At 65.7% G+C, this 21,094-nt stretch carries 15 protein-coding genes; 6 read left to right on the top strand and 9 right to left on the bottom strand.

Going from position 1 to position 21,094, the window contains the following annotated elements; translation table 11 throughout:
• Window positions 1–62: 62 nt before the first annotated feature.
• Complete coding sequence (locus M9H71_RS13890; RefSeq protein ID WP_455405567.1) at window positions 63–3,515, bottom strand: AAA family ATPase; 3,453 nt, start codon at window positions 3,513–3,515, stop codon at window positions 63–65.
• Entirely contained in the window at window positions 3,512–4,735 is a 1,224-nt protein-coding gene (locus tag M9H71_RS13885) for a metallophosphoesterase (RefSeq protein WP_455405566.1), read from the bottom strand. The genes M9H71_RS13890 and M9H71_RS13885 overlap by 4 nt, the downstream gene beginning before the upstream one ends.
• Before the next feature lie 145 nt (window positions 4,736–4,880).
• On the opposite strand from M9H71_RS13885, the gene M9H71_RS13880 reads away from it, so the two are divergent.
• The 5 genes from M9H71_RS13880 to M9H71_RS13860 all read left to right on the top strand — a co-directional run bounded on the left by M9H71_RS13880 (window position 4,881) and on the right by M9H71_RS13860 (window position 11,554).
• Window positions 4,881–5,558, top strand: coding sequence for a TetR/AcrR family transcriptional regulator (locus M9H71_RS13880; RefSeq protein WP_455405565.1), 678 nt, complete (start codon window positions 4,881–4,883; stop codon window positions 5,556–5,558).
• Between the two features lie 38 nt (window positions 5,559–5,596).
• Window positions 5,597–6,259: a class I SAM-dependent methyltransferase gene (locus M9H71_RS13875; protein ID WP_455405564.1), complete on the top strand. Its 663-nt coding sequence runs from the start codon at window positions 5,597–5,599 to the stop codon at window positions 6,257–6,259.
• A 676-nt stretch (window positions 6,260–6,935) separates the two neighbouring features.
• Entirely contained in the window at window positions 6,936–7,955 is a 1,020-nt protein-coding gene (locus M9H71_RS13870; RefSeq protein WP_455405563.1) for a TRAP transporter substrate-binding protein, read from the top strand.
• 10 nt (window positions 7,956–7,965) lie between these two features.
• Window positions 7,966–9,849: a TRAP transporter large permease gene (locus tag M9H71_RS13865; RefSeq protein ID WP_455405562.1), complete on the top strand. Its 1,884-nt coding sequence runs from the start codon at window positions 7,966–7,968 to the stop codon at window positions 9,847–9,849.
• A gap of 55 nt (window positions 9,850–9,904) precedes the next feature.
• Window positions 9,905–11,554: an acyl-CoA synthetase gene (locus M9H71_RS13860; protein ID WP_455405561.1), complete on the top strand. Its 1,650-nt coding sequence runs from the start codon at window positions 9,905–9,907 to the stop codon at window positions 11,552–11,554.
• A gap of 219 nt (window positions 11,555–11,773) precedes the next feature.
• Here M9H71_RS13860 and M9H71_RS13855 read toward each other — a convergent pair whose 3' ends face one another.
• The 7 genes from M9H71_RS13855 to M9H71_RS13825 form a co-directional block, all read right to left on the bottom strand.
• A complete protein-coding gene (locus tag M9H71_RS13855; RefSeq protein ID WP_455405560.1) occupies window positions 11,774–13,504 on the bottom strand; it encodes a putative bifunctional diguanylate cyclase/phosphodiesterase in 1,731 nt (576 codons plus the stop codon).
• Window positions 13,505–13,761: 257 nt separating this feature from the next.
• Complete coding sequence (locus M9H71_RS13850) at window positions 13,762–14,562, bottom strand: MBL fold metallo-hydrolase (RefSeq protein WP_455405559.1); 801 nt, start codon at window positions 14,560–14,562, stop codon at window positions 13,762–13,764.
• Window positions 14,563–14,587: 25 nt separating this feature from the next.
• The gene (locus M9H71_RS13845) at window positions 14,588–15,376 is read right to left on the bottom strand and encodes a TatD family hydrolase (protein WP_455405558.1); all 789 of its coding nucleotides are present in this window, start codon (window positions 15,374–15,376) and stop codon (window positions 14,588–14,590) included.
• A complete protein-coding gene (gene metG / locus M9H71_RS13840; protein WP_455405557.1) occupies window positions 15,376–16,920 on the bottom strand; it encodes a methionine--tRNA ligase in 1,545 nt (514 codons plus the stop codon). Before metG ends, M9H71_RS13845 begins: the two co-directional genes overlap by 1 nt.
• Before the next feature lie 80 nt (window positions 16,921–17,000).
• Window positions 17,001–18,056: a DNA polymerase III subunit delta' gene (locus M9H71_RS13835; protein ID WP_455405556.1), complete on the bottom strand. Its 1,056-nt coding sequence runs from the start codon at window positions 18,054–18,056 to the stop codon at window positions 17,001–17,003.
• Entirely contained in the window at window positions 18,053–18,745 is a 693-nt protein-coding gene (tmk, locus tag M9H71_RS13830; protein WP_455405555.1) for a dTMP kinase, read from the bottom strand. Before tmk ends, M9H71_RS13835 begins: the two co-directional genes overlap by 4 nt.
• 2 nt (window positions 18,746–18,747) lie before the next feature.
• A complete protein-coding gene (locus M9H71_RS13825; protein ID WP_455405554.1) occupies window positions 18,748–19,989 on the bottom strand; it encodes a D-alanyl-D-alanine carboxypeptidase family protein in 1,242 nt (413 codons plus the stop codon).
• 146 nt (window positions 19,990–20,135) lie between these two features.
• Between M9H71_RS13825 and M9H71_RS13820 the strand changes: the two genes are divergently transcribed.
• Window positions 20,136–21,080: an alpha/beta fold hydrolase gene (locus M9H71_RS13820; protein WP_455405553.1), complete on the top strand. Its 945-nt coding sequence runs from the start codon at window positions 20,136–20,138 to the stop codon at window positions 21,078–21,080.
• Window positions 21,081–21,094 lie beyond the last annotated feature (14 nt).

The raw sequence follows: 21,094 nt of genomic DNA, 5'->3' as shown, positions 1-21,094 counted from the left end.
CACTGGGGCCGCGGCCACGATCGGATCCAAGAGGCGCGCGGAACAACGAGACGATCAGTTCTCTACAGCTCGACGAGATCGACCTGATGATCGAGCAGGGACTGGGCGAGCTCGGCGACATGGCGGTGATGGGTGAACAGGATCATCTGGCGCTGGCGGCCTGCTGCCGCCAACAGGTTGAGCGTCGCCAGCGTCCGCCTGTCGTCGAAGCTGGCGAGCAGATCGTCGCCGATGAACGGCAGCGGCTCGGAGGCGCGGCGTTCGAGGAGCGCCAGCCGCAGTGCCAGGAACAACTGATCGCGCGTGCCCTCGCTCAGCCCGGACAGCGGCACGCGCTCACCCGAAGCACGGCGCGCCACCAGCGTCGGCTCGTCCTGGTCGCTGTAATCGATCCCCAGCCCCGCGAAGGCATCTGCCGTCGCCAGCGCGAACAGTTCACCGGCGCGTGCAACCATCGGATCCTGCACCTTGGCGCGGTGCAGTTCCACGACGCGGCGGGCCAACAGCGCCGCTGCCGAGCGCAGCAACCAGTCTTCGGAGATTGCCAGCAACTCGGCGGCGGCCTCGCGGCGCCGGCCGGCGGCACCCGCAGCGTCGCGGCCCTTTGTGAGCGCCTCCAACTCACGCTGCCGCTGATGCTGGGTCGCGGATGCGTCCGAGATGTCCTTGAGTAACTGCTCCTGCTGTTCGGTCGCGCTGGTGATGTCGGCCTGCAGCCGGTCGAAATCGATCCCCTCACGCTCCTGACGAAGCGCGGTCTCGTCATGACCGTCGGCGATTTCGAGCAGGTGCTTGCGCAGCTCGGCCTGTTCAGTCTGCAACTGCAGCCGCGAAACGAGACGGGACAGCCGTTCCGGCACCGCGGTGATATCGGTTCCCAAGGTCTCGCCGGCGCGCTGCAGCGTCTCAGTGCTCGCGGCGAGCTTGGCCGCCAGTGCGCCGCGAGTAATCGCGCGCTTGGCGGCATTGTCGTGCAGGCGGCGGCCGGCTTCGCTGGCGCGGCGCGCTTCGACCAGCCGCTCGGCGACGCGCAGCACGGCTTCCTGGGACGCGAGGCTACTCAGATCCGGCGCGACGCGACCAACGATGTCGGCGACGTCGCGCTCGAACTCCTGCAGGTCCGAGGTGATGGTGTCGACGCTGCGGCCTTCGCGCTCGAAACTGGCGCGCGGCACGCCGACCGCACTCCACACCGATAGTGCCGCTTCGGCCTGAGCGGGCGACGCATCGTCGGCAAGTCCGATTGCGCGCATGACTTGCGGCCAATGCTGCCGCAGCTCGGCAAGTTGGTGCTCGCAGGCCGCTCGCGCGGTCTCGGCCTCGGCCAGATCGCGCGCTATCCGGTCGCGGGTTGCGGCGCGCGCCTTGGCGTCGCTCCAGGCTGCGACCAACTGATCGTACCGGCCCTTGGCTTCGCGATACAGCACGCCCGCCGGCGCGGTGGCGTCGGGCTGGCGGCCAACGCTGTCGAGAAAACCGATGATCGCAATCTTGCCGTCGCTGAGCGCGATCTCCTGCGCGGCGATGTCCGCTCGTTGCAGGTCGCACTTCGCGAGTTTGGCAATGATCTCGTCGAGCCGGTCGCGCCAGCGCAGCATCTCGGCCGCGCCCGCCGGATGTACTCCGGATGCCGCCCAGGCTCTGGTCCAGCCCTCGGCGATGTCAGCAAGTCCCTGCCGCAAACCGGCGCGCTTGGCGGTCACGCGCTCTCGTTCGCCGCGCGTGTCCGCAAGCCGCCGCAGTGCATCTTCGTGCAGGGCTGCGCGTTGGGTGTCGGTCAGCAGCGAGTCAGTGATGTCGTCGATGGTGCGCGACGCCTCGGCGACGTCGTCGAACCGCAGCCGGCGCTCGCCGCGATCGCCATCGAGCCCATCGTAGAGCGCACCGAGGCGGTCGTCCCGAGTTTGCCGAGCCGCGATCAGATCGGCCTTGGTCGGCACCGCGCCGGCGCTCGACAGCTTCGCCAGCTCCGCCTCGGAAGCTGTAATTGCGTCGTCCAGCTTCGCTATCTCGGCATCGAGCCGCTTCAATTCGGTTTCGCTCAGGTCGAAGGCGCTGGCGAATTTGGTAATGATGGCGCGGTCGGGCACCGGCAGCGCGCGCACACGGTCGAGCGGGCCCGGTGCCGGGTCGAGCGCGGCGAGGGCGTTGCCGAGTGCCTCGAATTCGACCGCGAGCGCAGCCCGCTCCCGGCGCAAACGATCCTCCTGCGCCGGAACATCGCCGAGCGCCTCGAAGCGCTGGCGCAGCGGCTCCAGATCGACGAGATGAGGGTCGTCGCCGGTCGCGGCGGCACTGTCGAGCTCACGCTTCGCGCGCGCGTGTTTGCCTTCGAGTTCAGCCAGCTCCTGAGTGGTGCGCCGCATTTTCTCGATGCGGTCGCGGGCATCTGCGAGCGCCGGTTCGGTCGGCAGCGAAGCCAATAGTTCGACATGCGAAGCAAGCCCGAGACGCCGCGCGCTGTCGTCGAGCGCAGCTTCGGCGACGGCGCGATCGTGGCGGCGCCGCGGCAGATCGGTCGCGGCCTTGCGCACCGCGCCGAGCCGCTCGCGCAGGGCTTCGATCGTGCCGGCTTCCGCCAGCAGCGCCTCGTCTACGTCGATCGTCGCAAGCTCGGCAGCATCCGCCGCCGCTGCCGCGTCGAGCGCCGCGACTTCGGCCTCGAGCGAGGTCTTGCTGTCGAGCGCAGTGCGCCATTCGGCTAGGATCGGTTCGGCCACGGCCGGCAGATCGGCCAGCGCATTCAGCTCGGTCTCGATGCGGTCGAGCCGGGCAAGTTGCGAGCGCACCCGCAACGTCCGTTGCCAGCGCGCCAGCTTGCCGCCGCAGGCGGCATGGTCGGTCTTCAGCCGTTCCAGCTCTGCTTCAGCGTCCTGCACCGCAGCTTGGAGCTGCCGCAGCGCCTCGCGGGTCACGATCGCGTCGCGCAGCTCCTTGTCGGCGGCGTCGCGGCGGTCGGCTGCGAGATAGAACGGCTTGCTCGCCGATTTGCGCGGCGTGAACAGATCATCGGCCTGCTGCTGAAGGCGATCTTTGATCCGCGAAAGCTCGGCCATGCCGGCCGAGCTCGCCGCCAGCGTCTCGGCGAGATCGCCGCCAGCGCTGAGCAGCTTGGTGCCGCCTTCGCGCAGCGCCTGCGCGGTCATGCCGAATTCGCGGTCGAAGGTGACGCGCGAGACGTCGCCGAGCAGGGCCGCGAAGTGATCATCGGGCAGGGCGCGATCGTCGGCATCGAGCAGCGTGTTCTTGTTGCCCTTGCGCCGGCGCGCCCCGATCAGGCGTCCATCGGAGTGACGAAAGCTACCGCCGATCCGCAGCAGTTTGCTGTCGTGCTTGAAATCGTAGTCGGTGCGGGCTCCGAAGCCGAACAAGAGATCGCCGATCGCGGTCAGCGCCGAAGTCTTGCCGGCCTCGTTGGCGCCGAGCACGACGTGCAGCGAGGCCTGCGGTGCGAACGACAGGACGCGGTCGGTGAAGATGCCGTAGCGCTCCAGCGTCAGTTGCTCGATCCTCACGACAGCTCTCCGCTCAGCAGCGCGCGCGCGTCGTCGCTCAGGCTGGCAAGTACGTCCGAGGCCTCGAACTCCTCGTGCAGATCGCGCGGCAGCTTGGCCTTGATAGTCTCGGTCAGTTCGGCCAGCGCCGCAGCGAAGCCGGGGTCCTGCGTGCCTTGGGCGAGCAGGGCGGCGACATCGATGTCGTCGCCGTTCGGTGCAGTGGCCGCGGCGCGCTCCGGCATCGAGGTCTTGATCTTGAGCTGCTCGATCCAGCAATCGGCAGCGAGCTGCAGCGCGCCGGCGCGCAGATCGTCCTGCAGCTCCTCGCGGCGTACCAGCAGCCGGTCGTGCAGTATCGTGGCGCCGGTCAGCGTGACCCGGACCGCCAGCGCGCGGCCTTCGCTTCGTCCGTGCAGCTCGGCGAGCCGTTCGCTGACCAGCATGGGAATCTGAGTTTCCTCGTTGCAGTCGGCAAGATTGATCGTCAGATGCGCCCAGCGCGCGCCATCGAGCGCCAGCGGCGTGACCTCGACGATGCGGCCATCCTCGACGGTGACGCGCATTGCGCCCTTGGGGCCGGTTTCGCGCACGCTGCGGCCTTGCAGATTGCCCGGAAACACCACCCACGGATCGCGGCTGACGATCTCGGCGGCGTGGACGTGGCCCAGCGCCCAATAGTCGTAACCGAACCGCTTGAGGTCATCGAGGCTGCACGGCGCATAGCCTTCGTGGCCGCGGGTGCCGTCGAGCGAGGTGTGCAGCACGCCGATGTTGAGCCAGCCTTCGCGGGGCGCCGGGTAGCTCGATACGAAATCGGCGTTGACCCGGTCGGCGAAGCTGCGGCCGTGTAGCGCCACGCGATAGCGTTCGAGTTCGACCGTCGCAGCCTTGGTCGGAAACACCGTGACGCTGTCCGGGTAGGGCAGCCCACGCGACATCAGGCTTTCGGCATCGTGATTGCCCTTGACGATGAATACCGGAATATCGGCGCGGTGGAGCGCGCCGATCGCGCTGACGAAGAACAGACCGGTGGTGACATCCTTCCAGTCGCCGTCGAAAATGTCGCCCGCGATGATCAGGAATGCGGCGCCACTGGCGATGGTCTCGTCGACCAGCGCCTGAACGGCCTTACGTCCGGCCGCGGCGAACCGCTGGGCGACATCCTCGTCCTTGGTCCGGAGCCCGGCCAGCGGGCTGTCGATGTGGAGGTCGGCGGCGTGAATGAAGGTGAATCGCATGGTGAAGCGAACTTCAGCGCAAAGCCGCCGTGGGTCAATGAACGGGATCTAATGGCCGGTTACGCCGTGATCATCAAAGCGACCGGCACGTGATTTAACGAACGACGTTCTTGACGAACAGTGTTCGTAATGGCAACCTCGGGACATGAACCAAGTCCCGCCGCGCACCATTGTCAGCCGCCGGAGTCGCCCGGCCAAATCGCCTTTGAGCCGCGAAGCGATCGTTGAGGCCGCGCTCGCCATCCTGGAACAGCAAGGCGAGGGCGGCCTCAGCATGCGTAACATCGCCAAGCGCCTGGATACCGGCGCTGCGTCGCTCTACGTTTACTTCGCAAACACCGATGAACTACATGCCGCGCTGCTCGATCATGTTTTTTCTGAAGTCGTCCTGCCCGCTCAGCAGGGAAACTGGCGCGACCGGCTGAAGGCCCTGCTGATCTCGTATCACGGCGTTCTCGAAGCCCGCCGCGGCCTTGCGCAACTGGCGCTCTCGACCATCGCGTCCGGGCCGAACAGCTTGCGGATATGGGAGTGCATCCTTGCCCTTCTCAGCGAAGGTGGGGTTGGCGTAACGACCGCAGCCTGGGGCGTAGACCTTCTGGTGCTGTACGTCACATCGATTGCCGCTGAGCAAGCTCTCCACACGACCGACGACCGCGGGCTGACACGCGTAGCCTCTGTTCTGTCGGCCGTCACGGCCCATGAATTTCCGCACTTGCACCGCTTACGCAGCGACATGATTTCAGGCGACGGTCCTAACCGTAGCCAATGGGCCATCGACGTCATCATCGACGGGCTGTCGGCCCGCAGTGCGCCAGCGTAGGCCCTTCACACATCACCCACTGACCAGGAGATCGATCTATGAACACGCGTTTCAACGCGCGGGGGGATGCTGTCATCGACTCGACGCGGACCCACAAGGATAGCTTTTCGGAAATCTATGCGAATGAAGCTCCGCCGTGGGACACCGGAAGGCCGCAACCGCCGTTTGTCGACGCGGCCGCGCAGATTGTCAGCCCAGTGCTGGATTGCGGCTGCGGCACGGGCGGAATGGCGATCTTTTTCGCGGAGCAAGGCCATATGGTCACCGGCATCGACTTCGTGCCGAAGGCGATCGACAGCGCCAAGCGCAAGGCCGCAGAGAAGGGTGGGTTGTCGGTCCGCTTCCTCGTGAAGGATGCGATGACCTTGGAGCAGTGGGACGAACGTTTCGCGACCATCCTCGATAGCGGCCTATTTCACATCTACACGGCCGAAGAGCGGACGCGCTATGTGCGCGGGCTTGCCCGCATCGTCCAACCCGGTGGGCTTCTGCTGCTGTTCTGCTTCAGCGACGAATGCCCCGCGTCGCCTAATGGCAGCGTCTCTCGGCAGGACCTGCAACAGGCCTTTTCCGACGGTTGGACGATCGAATCCCTCGAGCTGAGAGAGAGCGAACTGAACCCGGCTTTCATGGCCGCCCATCCTCAGGCGTTCGCAGGCGGCTTGAAGATGTGGTTTGCGGTGATCCGGCGAGATGCCTGAAGGCTTTCGGCGACACGGAGATTGCGGCTTCGCCAAGTCGGCGGAGTCGCGTCAGATGCTCGAAACGAACGTCGCTCTTGCAAGGTTAGGGCGACCGCTAGCCACATTCCGTCCGCTGAGAGCCAGACGCGGTCTTATGGAGTGCGCGACAATCAGAGCCAAGCAATGATCCCGGTTAGACCAATCCATAATTCGCATAAGGTATATTATGGAATATCTTTATATGCCTTTTTCACCAACGTCTTGTCTGGCATACGCAAAGTTCTGCCTGCGCAGTGCTCAACGGTTCGGGCGTTCCGCTTTGTCGAAGCTGCGAGCCTCTATGCTGGCTGCGGTCGCGACAACTCTGCGACCATCCGAGAGCGCGCAATCATGTGCGCGGCTCGGCGATGCAGCCGCCTTGCGGCCGGCTTAGCCGAGCCTCTAGCGGCTTGCGCGATGTAGGCCCAAGTCGCCCGGCCATCCGTCGCCTGGAGCCTGCGGCGTCCGCCAACTCCGGTCCGTCTCGGTCCGGCGCGCCATGCCTGCCTGCCGTCACCTTGGTCGAGCCGATGGCCCGGCCATCCACCGATGGCTCAAAATCGCTTGACCGGACCAGTCGAAATGATGACCAAGGGCGCGTCGACATTTCGGGTGCGTTCTCACAAAAAAGAGCATGCGGGCAGGAGGAAGCGAGATGAGTTTTTCACGCAGGAGCTTGTTGAAGGCGTCGGCAGCGGCCGCCGCGATCGGCGGCATCGGTGCGCCTTGGGTGGCGCGCGCTGCCGAGGCCGAGTTCAAGTACAAATACGCCAACAACCTGCCCGACACCCATCCGCTCAACGTTCGCGCTCGCGAGATGTCGGCGGCGATCAAGGCCGAGACCGACGGCAAGGTCCAGATCGACGTTTTCCCGAACAACCAGCTCGGCTCCGACACCGACATGCTGAGCCAGATTCGCGCCGGCGGCGTCGAGTTCTTCACACTGTCGGGTCTGATCCTGTCGACCCTGGTGCCGGCGGCCTCGATCAACGGCATCGGCTTCGCGTTCCCGGACTATGAGACGGTCTGGAAGGCCATGGATGGCGAACTCGGCGCCCATGTCCGCGGCGAGATCCAGAAGGCCGGCCTGATCGTGATGGACAAGATCTGGGACAACGGATTCCGCCAGACCACCTCCTCGACCAAGCCGATCAACGGCCCGGACGACTTCAAGGGTTTCAAGATCCGTGTGCCGGTGTCGCCGCTGTGGACGTCGATGTTCAAGGCGTTCGATGCGGCCCCCGCCTCGATCAATTTCAGCGAAGTCTATTCGGCGTTGCAGACCAAGGTGGTCGAAGGCCAGGAAAATCCGCTGGTGCTGATCTCGACCGCCAAGCTGTACGAAGTCCAGAAGTACTGCTCGCTGACCAACCACATGTGGGACGGCTTCTGGTTCCTGGCCAACCGCCGTGCCTGGGAAAAGCTGCCGCCGGACGTCCGTGCGATCGTCGCCAAGAACATCAACGCCGCTGCGGTGAAGGAACGCGAAGACACCGCCAAGCTCAACGCCACCGTCAAGGAAGAGCTGACTGCCAAGGGCCTGATCTTCAATCAGCCGACGGTGATGCCGTTCCGCGACAAGCTGCGCAGCGCCGGCTTTTATGCCGAATGGAAAGGCAAATACGGCGATCAGGCGTGGTCGCTGCTCGAAAAGTCAGTCGGCAAGCTGGCGTAACGGCTGGCCGATGGCGAGCGCCGACGCTTCCGAGCTCACCGCCGGTGAACGGCTCCACGCGCCCCAGCGCAAGACGCTGATCGGCGCGCTGGAGGCCGGGCTCGGCCTGCTGGTCGAGATTCCGGCCGCCGTTCTGGTGGTGGTCGAGATCGTCGTGCTGTTCGCCGGCGTGGTATCTCGTTACGTCTTCCACAGCCCGCTGATCTGGTCCGACGAACTGGCGTCGATCCTGTTTCTGTGGCTGGCGATGCTCGGCGCTGCAGTGGCGTTCCGCCGCGGCGAGCACATGCGGATGACCGCGATGGTGGCGGGAGCCTCCCCGCGCCTGCGCGCGTGGCTCGATCTGGTCGGGATCTGCGCAGCGCTGGCGTTCTTGCTGCTGATCGCCGCGCCGGCCTACGAATACGCCTATGAAGAGAGCTACATCACCACGCCGGCGCTGTCGCTCGCCAATAGCTGGCGCGCCGCGGCGCTGCCGGTCGGCATCGCGCTGATGGCGCTGTTCGCAGCTCTGCGGCTGATCCGATTCGGCGATCTGAAGCTGGTCGCCGGGGCGGCGCTGACGGTGCTGTTGCTGATCGGCGCGTTCTATTTCGCCCAGCCGCTGTTCAAGCCGCTCGGCAACCTCAACCTGGTGATCTTCTTCGTCGGCGTGGTCGCTTGTTGCGTGTTCGCCGGCGTGCCGATCGCATTCGGATTTGGCCTCGCGATCTACGGCTATCTGGCGCTGACCACGTCGACGCCGCTGTTGATCCTGGTCGGCCGGATGGACGAGGGCATGAGCCACCTCATCCTGCTGTCAGTGCCGCTGTTCGTCTTCCTCGGCCTGTTGATCGAAATGACCGGGATGGCACGGGCGATGGTGGCGTTTCTCGCCAGCCTGCTCGGCCACGTTCGCGGCGGCCTGCATTACGTGCTGGTCGGCGCGATGTATCTGGTGTCCGGCATTTCAGGCTCCAAGGCCGCCGACATGGCCGCCGTTGCGCCGGTGCTGTTTCCGGAGATGAAGGAGCGCGGCGCCAAGCCAGGCGATCTGGTCGCCCTGCTCTCGGCCACCGGCGCCCAGACCGAAACCATTCCGCCGAGCCTGGTGCTGATCACGATCGGCTCGGTCACCGGCGTGTCGATCTCGGCGCTGTTCACCGGCGGCCTGCTGCCCGGTGTGGTGCTGGCGATCATGCTGTGCAGCCTGGTGTGGTGGCGCTATCGCGGCGAGGATCTCAGCCACGTCACGCGCGCCAAGGGCAGCGAGATCGGCAAGGCGTTCATCGTCGCCCTGCCCGCGCTGGCGCTGCCGTTCGTGATCCGCGCCGCCGTGGTCGAAGGCGTCGCCACCGCCACCGAAGTCTCGACCATCGGCATCGTCTATGCCGTGGTGGTCGGCATCCTGGTGTACCGCAAGTTCGACTGGCGCCGGCTGCGGCCGATGCTGGTCGAGACCGCGGCGCTGTCCGGCGCGATCCTGCTGATCATCGGCACTGCGACCGGCATGGCCTGGGGCCTGACGCAGTCCGGCTTCTCACGGGCGCTGGCGGCGGCAATGACCGGCCTGCCCGGCGGCTCGGCGACATTCCTGGCGGTGTCGATCGTCGCCTTCGTCATTCTCGGTAGCGTGCTGGAAGGCATTCCGGCGATCGTGCTGTTCGGGCCGCTATTGTTTCCGATCGCCCGTGCTGTCGGCATCCACGAAGTGCACTACGCCATGGTGGTGATCCTGGCGATGGGCATCGGATTGTTCGCACCGCCGTTCGGCGTCGGCTATTATGCAGCCTGTGCGATCGGCCGCGTCGATCCCGCCGAAGGCATGCGCCCGATCTGGGGATATATGCTGGCGCTGCTGATCGGCTTGATCGTGGTCGCGGTGATCCCGTGGATTTCGATTGGATTCCTGTAGAGGCGCTGCGGGGAGAAACGCAGCGGCGCCGTCGTGAAGTGAGAGGCAGGTCGTCATGAGCACCCCGCAAGGTCACTACAGCATCGGTCTGGACAAGACGCCGGCCAATTTCGTGCCGCTGTCGCCGCTGAGCTTCCTGGAGCGAACCGCCAACGTCTATCCGGAGCTCACCTCCGTGGTGTACGAAGGCCGCCACTACACCTGGAAAGAGACCCGCGCGCGCTGCCGCCGCTTCGCGTCCTGGCTGATCCGGAGCGGCATCGGCCGCGGTGATACCGTCGCGGTGATGCTGCCCAACGTGCCGGCGATGGTCGAGGTGCACTTCGCGGTGCCGATGGCAGGCGCCGTGCTGAACGCGCTGAACATCCGCCTCGATGCCGCCGCGATCGCGTTCCAGCTCGACCATGGCGGCGCCAAGATCATCCTGGTCGATCCGGAATTTGCCGGCGTCGTCGCCGAGGCGTTGACCTTGATGACCAAGCCGAAGCCGCTGGTGATCGACGTCGACGACAAGATGTATCCCGGCAGCCACCGCATCGGCGAACTCGAATACGAGTACGCCGTCGCGTCCGGCGATCCGACCTTTGCGGGCCATCGCCCCGAGGACGAGTGGGACGCGATCTCGCTCGGCTACACCTCCGGCACTACAGGCAATCCCAAAGGCGTGGTGACGCATCATCGCGGCGCGTATCTCAACGCCGTCAGCAACATCCTGGCCGGCAATCTCGGCCAGCATCCGGTGTATCTGTGGACGCTGCCGATGTTCCACTGCAACGGCTGGTGCTTCCCGTGGACGCTCGCAGCCGCGGCCGGCATCAACGTCTGCCTGCGCAAGGTCGATCCGGCCAAGATTTTCGAGCTGATCCCGAAGCACCGCGTCACCCACATGTGCGGCGCGCCGATCGTCTACAACGCGCTGATCAACGCACCGGAAGCGCCGAAGGGTGCTGCGGCCAAACCGGTCGTCGGCCTGATCGCCGGCGCCGCGCCGCCGATGGCGGTGCTGGCCGGCGCCGAGACCATCGGCATCAAGCTGACCCACGTCTACGGCCTGACCGAAGTCTACGGCCCGGCCTCGGTCTGCGCCGAGCAGCCCGGCTGGGACGATTTGCCGGTCGCCGAGCGCGCCAAGCTGAAGCGGCGCCAGGGCGTGCCCTACCCGATGCAGGAAGCCGTCACCGTGCTCGATCCCGAGACGATGCAGGAAGTGCCGCGCGACGGCGAGACCATCGGCGAGGTCATGTTCCGCGGCAACATCGTCATGAAGGGCTACCTGAAGAACGAGAAGGCCACCAAGGAAGCGCTCGCCGGCGGCTGGTTTCACACCGGCGATCTCGGCGTGCTCGATGCCGACGGCTACGTGATCATCAAGGACCGCTCCAAGGACATCATCATCTCGGGCGGCGAGAACGTCTCGTCGGTCGAGGTCGAGGACGTGCTGTACAAGCACCCGGCGATCCTGTTCGCCGCGGTGGTCGCCAAGCCTGATCCAAAATGGGGCGAGGTGCCTTGCGCCTTCGTCGAACTGAAGGACGGCGCCAGCGCCACCGAAGCCGAGATCATCGCCTATTGCCGCGAACACCTCCCCGGCTTCAAGACCCCGAAGAGCATCGTGTTCTCGTCGATCCCCAAAACTTCGACCGGCAAGATTCAGAAATTCATGCTGCGCGATCAGGTGAAGTCGGCGAAGGCGATTTTGGAGTAATCACTTCGATAGCGTTGCGACGTAGTGCGCATCGCGCGAGGTGAAGTTGGCTTTCACCAACCGAGTCATTCCGGGGCGCGCGCAGCGCGAGCCCGGAATCCCGAAATTGTTAGCAACGACTGGACCGAACTCGCCTCACATTCCGGGTTCGCTTGCTTGCGCGAGCGCTTTAGAATGAGGCGAGGATGCGCTGGCATGCCGTAGCCGCCTCTCGCGCGCTCAGCTCGCGTCGCGCTTGCGGAGTGTCGGGGCTCGCTCGCGTGGCGCCATCTTCCGATGCAGCATTCTGAGCTGGGCAACGCCGATGGTGCGTTCGATCTCTTCGGCCGGGACCGGGTGGGCGAACAGGTAGCCCTGGAAGACGGTGCAGCCGCGTGCATAGAGATGCTGCACTTCCTCCTCGCGCTCGACGCCTTCGGCGAGCACGTCGAGGCCGAGCCCGCGCGACAGCGCGATCAGCGCGTCGCAGATCGCCTGGCTTTCCGACGAGGTGTCGACGTGGCTGACGAACTCGCGGTCGATCTTCAGCTTGTTGAACGGCAGCTTGCGCAAGTAGCTCATGCTGGCATAGCCGGCGCCGAAATCGTCGATCGCGATGCCGACGCCGAGATCGCGCAGCGCGGCGAACATCCGTCGGGTGTGGGCGTGGTCGGCCATCGCCGCGGTCTCGGTCAGCTCGATCTCCAACCGGTCCGGCGTGACCCCGGCGCTGTCGAGCGCACCACGCACATGGCGCAGCAGGTCTCGATCGAGGAATTGTCGCGCTGACAGGTTGACCGCGACTCTGATGTCGCCGAGCGAGCTGCCTGACCAGTTGCGGATCTGCCGGCAGGCCTGGTTCAGCACCCACAGCCCGATCGGCTGGATCAGGCCGGTCGCTTCGGCAATCGGAATGAATTCCGTCGGCGACACCATGCCGCGCTCCGGATGCCGCCAGCGCAGCAGCGCTTCGGCGCCGACGATGCGTTCGGCGGCCAGATCGACGACCGGTTGGTAGTACAGGGAGAACTGATCGTCCGTCACCGCGCGGCGTAGATCCTGTTCGAGCTCGAAGCGCGACTGCGCCGCGCGGCGGTCGGCGTCAGAATGCAGCACCAGCGGTGCTGCCGGGCTGCTCCGCAGCGCCGCGGCGGACGCGGCGTCGAGCAGAGCCTCGGCGCTCTCGCCGTCCGCTGGATAGAACGCGAGGCCGGTTTGCAGTTCCGGCTCCAAGACGACGGAACCGATCGCCAGTTCGCCGGCAGCAGATTCCAGCACGTCGCGGATCCGCCCCGCGAGCGCAGCGTGTGCGATCGGATTTTCGTCGGTTGGACCGAGGATCGCCAGTTCGGCGCGTCCCGGTCGCGCCAGAACCTTGCCTTCGGCGACACGCGACGACAGCCGGCGCGCCAGCAGCGACATCGCCAGCTCGGCTTCGTCTTTGCCATAGGCGGTCTTCACCCGCTGATAGTCCGTGAACCGCACGATTGCCAGGGCGAACGGCGCGCGGTCAACGACGAAAGCGGTCATCATCACCAGCAGTTGTTTGCTGTTCGGCAGGCCGGTACCGTCGTCGCGATGCTCGATCTGGTCGAGGGTCTGTTCCAGATGTTCGATGGTGTCGGTCGCGCACGCCATCAGCAAGCCGGCTTCATCGGTGTAGTGCCGTGGCAGCGCCCTCACCTCGCGGGCGTTCCGATAGATCTCCAGCGTCCGCGCAGTCAGCAGCACCGGCCGCAGCAATTGATCGAGCACGAACAGCGTCAACGCGGTTCCGGCGAGCGTCGCCACCAGCGTCGTCAGCAGGGTCGAGACGAAGTCGGACCAGTCCGCCGTATGGGCCGCCGCAATGTAGATCGCCACCGCAATCAGGGGCATATGAGTGCCGATGAAGGCGACGGTCATGATCTTCAGGCGATAACTCAGCCGTACCCGCCGAGCCATCCAGTCGTAGAACCACAGGTCGCGCACCGCCCGTCCTCCGTTGTCCGAAGGCCCACTTAGGCCGAAGACCGGTTGAAAAAGAGAGAACGACCAACGTCCGGAACGGTCTGCGTCCGGCGCATCGCTCATCCGCATCTGCGCGAAATAATCGGAACGTCTCGCGAGTTCGGATGTCTAATTCACGATACCGGGCGGAACTAAGCGACACGTCGAACGAGCCGCTCTGGGCGCGCTGTTAGGTTAGCCCGGAATGATGGGCTCAACTTATTCGCGCGAGCGAAGCATCAGCCGGCGATATCCAGCCGCATCCCGTCGAACCCCGGCACAACGCCGTCCGGCAATTCCTTGCGCAACGTCTCGTAGTCGATATCCGCGTGCATGTTGGTGATCACAGCGCGCTTCGGTTTGAAGCGGGCGATCCACTTCAGGGCGGTCTCGATGTTGAAGTGGCTGGCGTGATGCTTGTAGCGCAGGCCGTCGATGATCCAGAGGTCGAGGCCTTCGAGGGCGGCGAAGCTCGCTTCCGGAATGTCGTGGACGTCGGGCGTATAGGCCGCGCCGGCGATGCGATAGCCGAGCGCCGGGATGTCGCCGTGCTGTAGCAGGAACGCGGTCAGCGTCATGTCGCCCCCGGCGCCGGCGATGGTCTTGCTTTCGCCGGCCTCGATGCTGCGCGACTCCAGGATTGCCGGATACGAGCTGCCGGGCGCCTGTTCAAAACAGTAGGCGAAGCGGTACAGGACGTGTTCGCCGGTCGACTTGTTGAGATAGACCGGGATGCGTCGCTTCATCGCCATCACCACCGAGCGCAGATCGTCGATGCCATGGGTCTGGTCGGCGTGCTCGTGGGTGAGGAACACCGCATCGAGATGATCGACGTCGGCGCTGATCAGTTGCTCGCGCAAATCCGGCGAGGTGTCGATCAGCACCCGGGTGATGCCGTCCGGCGTGACGCGCTCGGCCAGCAGCGAGCAGCGACGGCGCCGGTTCTTCGGATTGGACGGATCAGCGGCACCCCAGCCGAGTGCCGGGCGCGGCACGCCGGCGGAGGAACCCGAGCCGAGGATGGTGAGCGTCAGCGTCATGCGGCGACCCCGGATATCAAAGGCGTCATGCGGCGGCGGGCGCCGGCACCTTGCCGAACAGGCGGAAGAAGTTCTCGGTCGTCTGGCGGGCGATCTCGTCGAGCGACACGCCACGGACGTCAGCCAGCACCTTGGCGGTTTCAACCACGTAAGACGGCTCGTTGCGCTTGCCGCGATATTTGCCGGGCGCCAGATACGGCGAGTCGGTCTCGACCATGACGCGGTCGCCCGGCAGCTCGGCGGCGAGATCGCGCAACGCCTGCGACTTCTTGAAGGTGAGAATGCCGGTGAAGGAGATCATCAGCCCAAGATCGATGGCCTGCATCGCAAGATCGCGTCCGCCGGTGTAGCAATGCAGCACCGCGCGAAAAGCTCCCTTCCCCATCTCGTCTTCGAGAATCTTGCCGCAATCCACGTCCGCCTCGCGGGTGTGGATCACCAGCGGCAGGCCGGTTTCGCGCGCGGCCGCGATGTGGGCGCGAAAGCCGCGCTCCTGCGCCTCGCGCGAGCCCATCTCGTAGAAGTAATCGAGCCCGGCCTCGCCGAACGCCACCACCTTCGGGTGCTGCGCCAGCTTCACCAGTTCCTCCGTGGTGATGCCGTCTTCCTCGTCGGCCTGGTGCGGATGGGTGCCGACCGAGCAATACACGTTGGGAAACCGCTCGGCGAGCCCGAGCAGGTCCGGCAGCTTCCGCACCCGCGTCGAGATCGTCACCATTCGCCCCACCCCGGCGCTCTCGGCGCGAGAGACGATGCCGGCGAGGTCGTCGGCAAAGTCGGGGAAGTCGAGATGGCAGTGACTGTCGACCAGCATCATGCGGTCGCCGGCTCGACATAGCGCGGGAAGATCGGGGCAGGCGCAGGCAGCGGCGTGCCCGGCACGATCCGCGTCGCCAGCGCCGCGAAGTCGCGTGAACCTTCCGCGACGCCGAGGATGTCGAGCAGTTTGCCCGCCGCGGTCGGGATCGCCGGCTGCGCCAGGATTGCGATTTGCCGCAGCACCTCGGCGGTGACGTACAGCACCGTCTTCTGCCGCGCCGGATCGGTCTTGGCGAGCGCCCATGGCGCTTCGCCGGCGAAGTAACGATTGGCTTCCGCCACCACCGCCCACACCGTATTCAGCGCCTGATGGATCTGCTGCGTCGCCATTGCGGTCCGCGCCTGCGCAATCATGCCATCGGCCATCGCCAGGATCGCATTATCGGCTTCGCTGAACGCGCCGTGCTCCGGCACTTTGCCCTCGCACTGCTTGGCCACCATGGTCAGCGACCGCTGCGCCAGATTGCCGAGATCGTTGGCGAGGTCGGCATTGATACGGTTGACGATCGCCTCGTGATTGTAGCTGCCGTCGGAGCCGAACGGCACTTCGCGCAGAAAGAAGTACCGCACCTGATCGACGCCGTATTGGTCGGCGAGATTGAACGGATCGACGATGTTGCCGACCGACTTCGACATCTTCTCGCCCTTGTTGAACAAGAAGCCGTGGGCGTAGACGCGCTTCTGGATTGGAACGCCCGCCGACATCAGGAACGCCGGCCAGTACACCGCATGGAAGCGGATGATGTCCTTGCCGATGACGTGGACGTCGGCCGGCCAATAGTGCCAATTGGCGTCGGCCTCGTCGGGGAAGCCGACGCCGGTGATGTAGTTGGTCAGGGCGTCGACCCAAACGTACATCACATGCTCCGGATCGCCCGGCACCTTGACGCCCCAGTCGAACGTGGTGCGCGACACCGACAGATCCTTCAGCCCGCTTTTGACGAAGCTGACCACCTCGTTGCGGCGCGAGTCCGGGCCGATGAAATCGGGTTGCTCCTCGTAGAGCTTGAGGAGCTTGTCCTGATAGGCCGACAGCTTGAAGAAGTAGCTCTTCTCCTCGACCCATTCGACCGGCGTGCCCTGCGGGCCGCGGCGGACGCCGTCCTCGCCGACGACGGTTTCGTCCTCGGCGTAATAGGCTTCGTCGCGAACCGAGTACCAGCCGGAATAGCTGTCGAGATAGATGTCGCCGTTGGCCTGCATCCGCTTCCAGATCTCCTGGACGGAAGCGTGATGCTGCTCTTCGGAGGTGCGGATGAAGCGGTCGTAGGAGACGCCGAGGCGGTCGTCCATTTCGCGGAAGCGGCCGGCATTGCGGGTGGCGAGCGCGTGCGGCGTCAAGCCCTCCTTCTGCGCGGTCTGGATCATCTTCAGGCCGTGCTCGTCGGTGCCGGTCAGGAAGAACACGTCCTTGCCGTCGAGCCGCTGAAAACGCGCCAGCGCGTCGGTCGCGATCGCCTCATAGGCGTGGCCGATATGCGGCGCGCCGTTCGGGTACGCGATCGCGGTGGTGATGTAGAAAGAATTTCGCTGCGCCATCTGCGCGGACGCCTTTCAAATCTGGATCGGTTGAGCGCGGCGGCGCTGACCATGCCGGGCGATCGATCGCCGGATCGGCGTCAGCGCACCGCCTCCGCGAGAAGCCCGAACACCGAAAATACCAGCGGTTTCCGCTCGAGATTGTAGGCTTCGGTGTCGCGTGCGGCGCGGCCGATCTTTTCCCATACCTCCGCCAGCCGTGCAAGGCGCGGCAGTTCCGCGTTGGGATCAGGCGTGCGCAGCCGCGCCGCGACCCAGCGGTCGATGCCGTCGATGAACGCAGCCAGGGTCGCCCGGTCTGTGCCGCCGATCGCATCGCCGAGCGCATGCAGCGCCCGCGGATCGACGTTGGGCAGGCTGTCGAGCAGCGCGGTCGTGGTTTGCTGCAGGCTGAGCGCGCCGCCGCCCATCAGCATCAGCGCGCGCGCGACGCTGCCCTCGGAGGCCGCGGCTGCCTCGGCGAGTTGGGGATCATTGGGGTCCATATCGGTCGCATCGACCGCTGCGGCGATCACGTCGGCCGTCGCCAAGGGGCGCAGCATCAGTTTGCGGCAGCGCGACTGAATGGTCGGCAGCACCCGCGCCGGCGCATTCGACAGCAGCAAAAACAGCGAACGCTGCGGCGGCTCCTCGATCACCTTGAGCAGCGCGTTGGCCGAGTTGGCGTTGAGGTCGTCGACGGTGTCGACGATGCACACCCGCCAACCTTCGACCGCGGCGGTGGCCCCGAAGAACGAAATCGTCTCGCGCGACTCGTCGACGGTGATGACGTTGCGCAGCACGCCCTTCTCGTTCGCCGAACGCTCCAGCGTCAGCAGGCCGCCGTGCGCCTCGGCGGCGATGTGGCGTGCCACCGGATGGTCGGGATCGACCGCCAGCGAGGCGGCGCCCTGCACCGCCTCCGACTGCGGCTCGCGATGCGCCAGAACGAACCGCGCCATGCGGTAGGCCAGCGTCGCCTTGCCGATGCCCTGCGCGCCGCCGATCAGCCACGCGTGCGCGATCCGGCCGCCGCGATAGGCATCGAGGAGCGCCTGCTCGGCGGAATGATGGCCGAACAGCGCCGTGGTCTCGCGCGGATGGCGGATGGCGGACTCCTGCGGCTGAGCCTTAACAGCGGTCTTGCGCGCGCTCATGCCGATTTCGCTCCGACGCGAGCGGGTTCGAGCAGGCGCAAGCGCACCGCCTGCCAGACCCGGTCGGCGACCTCCTCCGGCTCCGCATTGGCATCGATCAGTATGCAGCGCTCGGGCTCGTCCGCGGCGATCTGGCGAAACACCTCGCGCAGGCTGCGATGGAAATCGATCGCCTCGGACTCGAACCGGTCCGGTGTGTCGCTGCCGCGGCGAACCGCGGCGCGCGCCAGCCCGATCTCGACCGGAATATCGAGGATCACGGTGAGGTCGGGCTTCATGTCGCCGATCGTCACCTGCTGCAGTGCGTCGAGCAGCTCGAGGCTGACCGCACCGAGCTTGCCCTGATAGGCGCGGGTGGAATCGTAGAACCGGTCGCACAGCACCCATTCGCCGCGTGCCAGCGCCGGTTCGATCAGGGTACGAACGTGATCGTCGCGCGCGGCTGCAAACAACAGCGCCTCGGCGTCGGCGCCGCCGATCAGCTTGCCGATGCCGGCGAGAAGCGCGCTGCGGATCGCCTCTGCGCCGGGCGAGCCGCCAGGTTCGCGGGTCACCAGCGCGCGTAGCCGCGCCTTCTCCAGCCGCTTCGCCAGCAGCCGGATCTGGGTCGATTTGCCGGCGCCCTCGCCGCCCTCGAAGGTGATGAAGCGACCGCGCATCGAAGACTTTATCGGCTTCTTTTCAACCATGTTCAGAGCTTTGCCAGGCCGGCACGCAGCACCCCGATCATCAGCTCGCTGGCGCCGTCGACCGCGCGCCGCATGGTCGAACCGACCGGATCAGCCTCGGCCGACTTCAACGGCACCTCCACGGCGACATTGGGGCCGCGCCACACCCGCACCAGACCGATGCGCTGGCCGACCTCGACCGGCGCAGGCACCGGCCCCTGATACACGATCCGTGCGAGCAGCTTGTCGCTGCCGTTCTTGCGCACCATCACCCGCACTGGGGTGGCCGGGGTCAGGGGCACGTAGCGAGTCTGGCCGCCGAACACCCGGGCATAGCCGACGGTAGCGCCATCGGCGAACAACGCCCGCGACTCGAAATTGCGGAAGCCCCATTCCAGCAACTTCTTGGTCTCGCTGGCGCGGTCGTCGGCATCCTCGAGCCCGTTCACCACCACGATCAGCCGCATCCCGTTCTGCACCGCAGAGCCGACCATGCCGTAACCACCTTCTTTGGTGTAGCCGGTTTTGAAGCCATCGGCGCCGGCCAGCGAATTCAGCAGCGGGTTGCGGTTGGTCTGCCGGATTTTATTCCAGGTGAATTCCTTCTCACCGAACAGCGGATAGAATTCCGGATAGGTCAGGATGATGTGGCGGGCGAGCTTGGCCAGCTCGCGCACGCTCATCTTGTTGTCGGGATTGGGTAGCCCGGTGGAATTGCCGAAGGTCGACTGCGTCAGGCCGATCTGCCTGGCGCGCTTGGTCATCAGCTCGACGAACGCAGCCTCGCTGCCGGCGATGCCCTCGGCCAGCACCATACAGGAATCGTTGCCGCTCTGAATCACCGCCCCGCGCAGCAGATTGTCGACCGAGATGCTGCTGTGGATCTCGGCGAACATCGTCGAGTTGCCGGCCGGAGCGCCGCCGTAGCGCCAGGAGTTCTCGCTCACGCGGTACTCCTGAGTCGGCTGCAGCTCGCCGGTCTGGAGCAGGTGGAACACCACCTCCACCGTCATCAGCTTCATCATGCTGGAGGGTGCGCGCAATTCGTCGGCGTTCTTCTCGAACAGCACGCTGCCGCTTTCGGCATCGATCAGGATCGCGGTCGGCGCCTGGGTCTCGTAGCCGCCGTCGTCCTTCTTGGCGCCCTGGACGCTCTGATTGGCAGCAGTCACCGGGCCTGCCCCGAGCGCGACGGCGATCAAGCCCGCCAACAGGCCGCGCCAGAGCGACGAGCGCGGAGGAAGCAGCGAAGTCGGGACGGCCATCGATCGGATTTCCAAGTAGCTTTGCGGCCGCGTCGGCCAGGCAACCGACACGGCCGTTTTCGATTGTAGGTACGGACGATCAATCCTACCGTGGGCGCAAGCTCGCTTCCAGATCAACTCAAAAAATCAAACAGGGCGGACACATCATGGCTTCCACTCGCACGATCACCGTCAATGGCATCGAGTTGTTCCTGCGTGAACAGGGTGAAGGTCCGCTGGTGATCCTGTGCCACGGCTGGCCGGAGTTGTCGTACTCCTGGCGGCATCAGATCGCCGCCCTGGCGGATGCCGGCTATCGGGTGGTGGCGCCGGATATGCGCGGGTTCGGCCGTTCCTCGGCTCCGCAACCGGTCGAGGCCTACAGCATCTTCGATCTGGTCGGCGACATGGTGGGTTTGGTGGGCGAGCTCGGCGAAACCCGCGCCGCGATCATCGGTCACGATTGGGGCGCGCCGGTGGCCTGGCACGCCGCGCTGTTCAGGCCGGACCTGTTCGCCGCGGTGGCGGGCCTCAGCGTGCCGCCGCCATGGCGCGGCAAGGGCCGGCCACTGGAACTGCTGCGCGCCGCGGGCATCACCAACTTCTACTGGCAGTATTTCCAGAAGCCCGGGGTCGCTGAGACCGAATTCGAGCGCGACGTCGCCGCGACGATGCGCGGCATGCTCTGCGGCGGCTTCGCCGATCCGGCGCGGTCGCTGTTCGTTCCCGAAGGTCGCGGCTTCATCGGCCGCTCGGCCGCCACGCTGCCGTTGCCGGGATGGCTGAGCGAGGCCGAACTCGCCTTCTTCATCGAACGGTACAAAGAGAGCGGCTTCCGCGGCGGCCTCAACTGGTATCGCAATATCGACCGAAACTGGGAGCTGACCTCCCCTTGGCAGGGCGCCCAGATCCGACAGCCGTCAGCGTTCATTGCCGGCGGCAACGATCCGGTGATCTCAGACAAGATGAGCGGCAAGCATCTCGCTGCGATCGAGCGGGTGCTGCCCAATCTGAAGCAGAAGCTGATCATCGACGGCGCCGGCCACTGGATCCAGCAGGAGAAGCCGGCCGAAGTGAATGCGGCGCTGATCGCGTTTCTGAAGGATAACTAGTCGTCCGTGAACAA

Source organism: Rhodopseudomonas parapalustris, from assembly GCF_053772255.1.
This window is presented reverse-complemented; position numbering and strand designations above follow the sequence as displayed.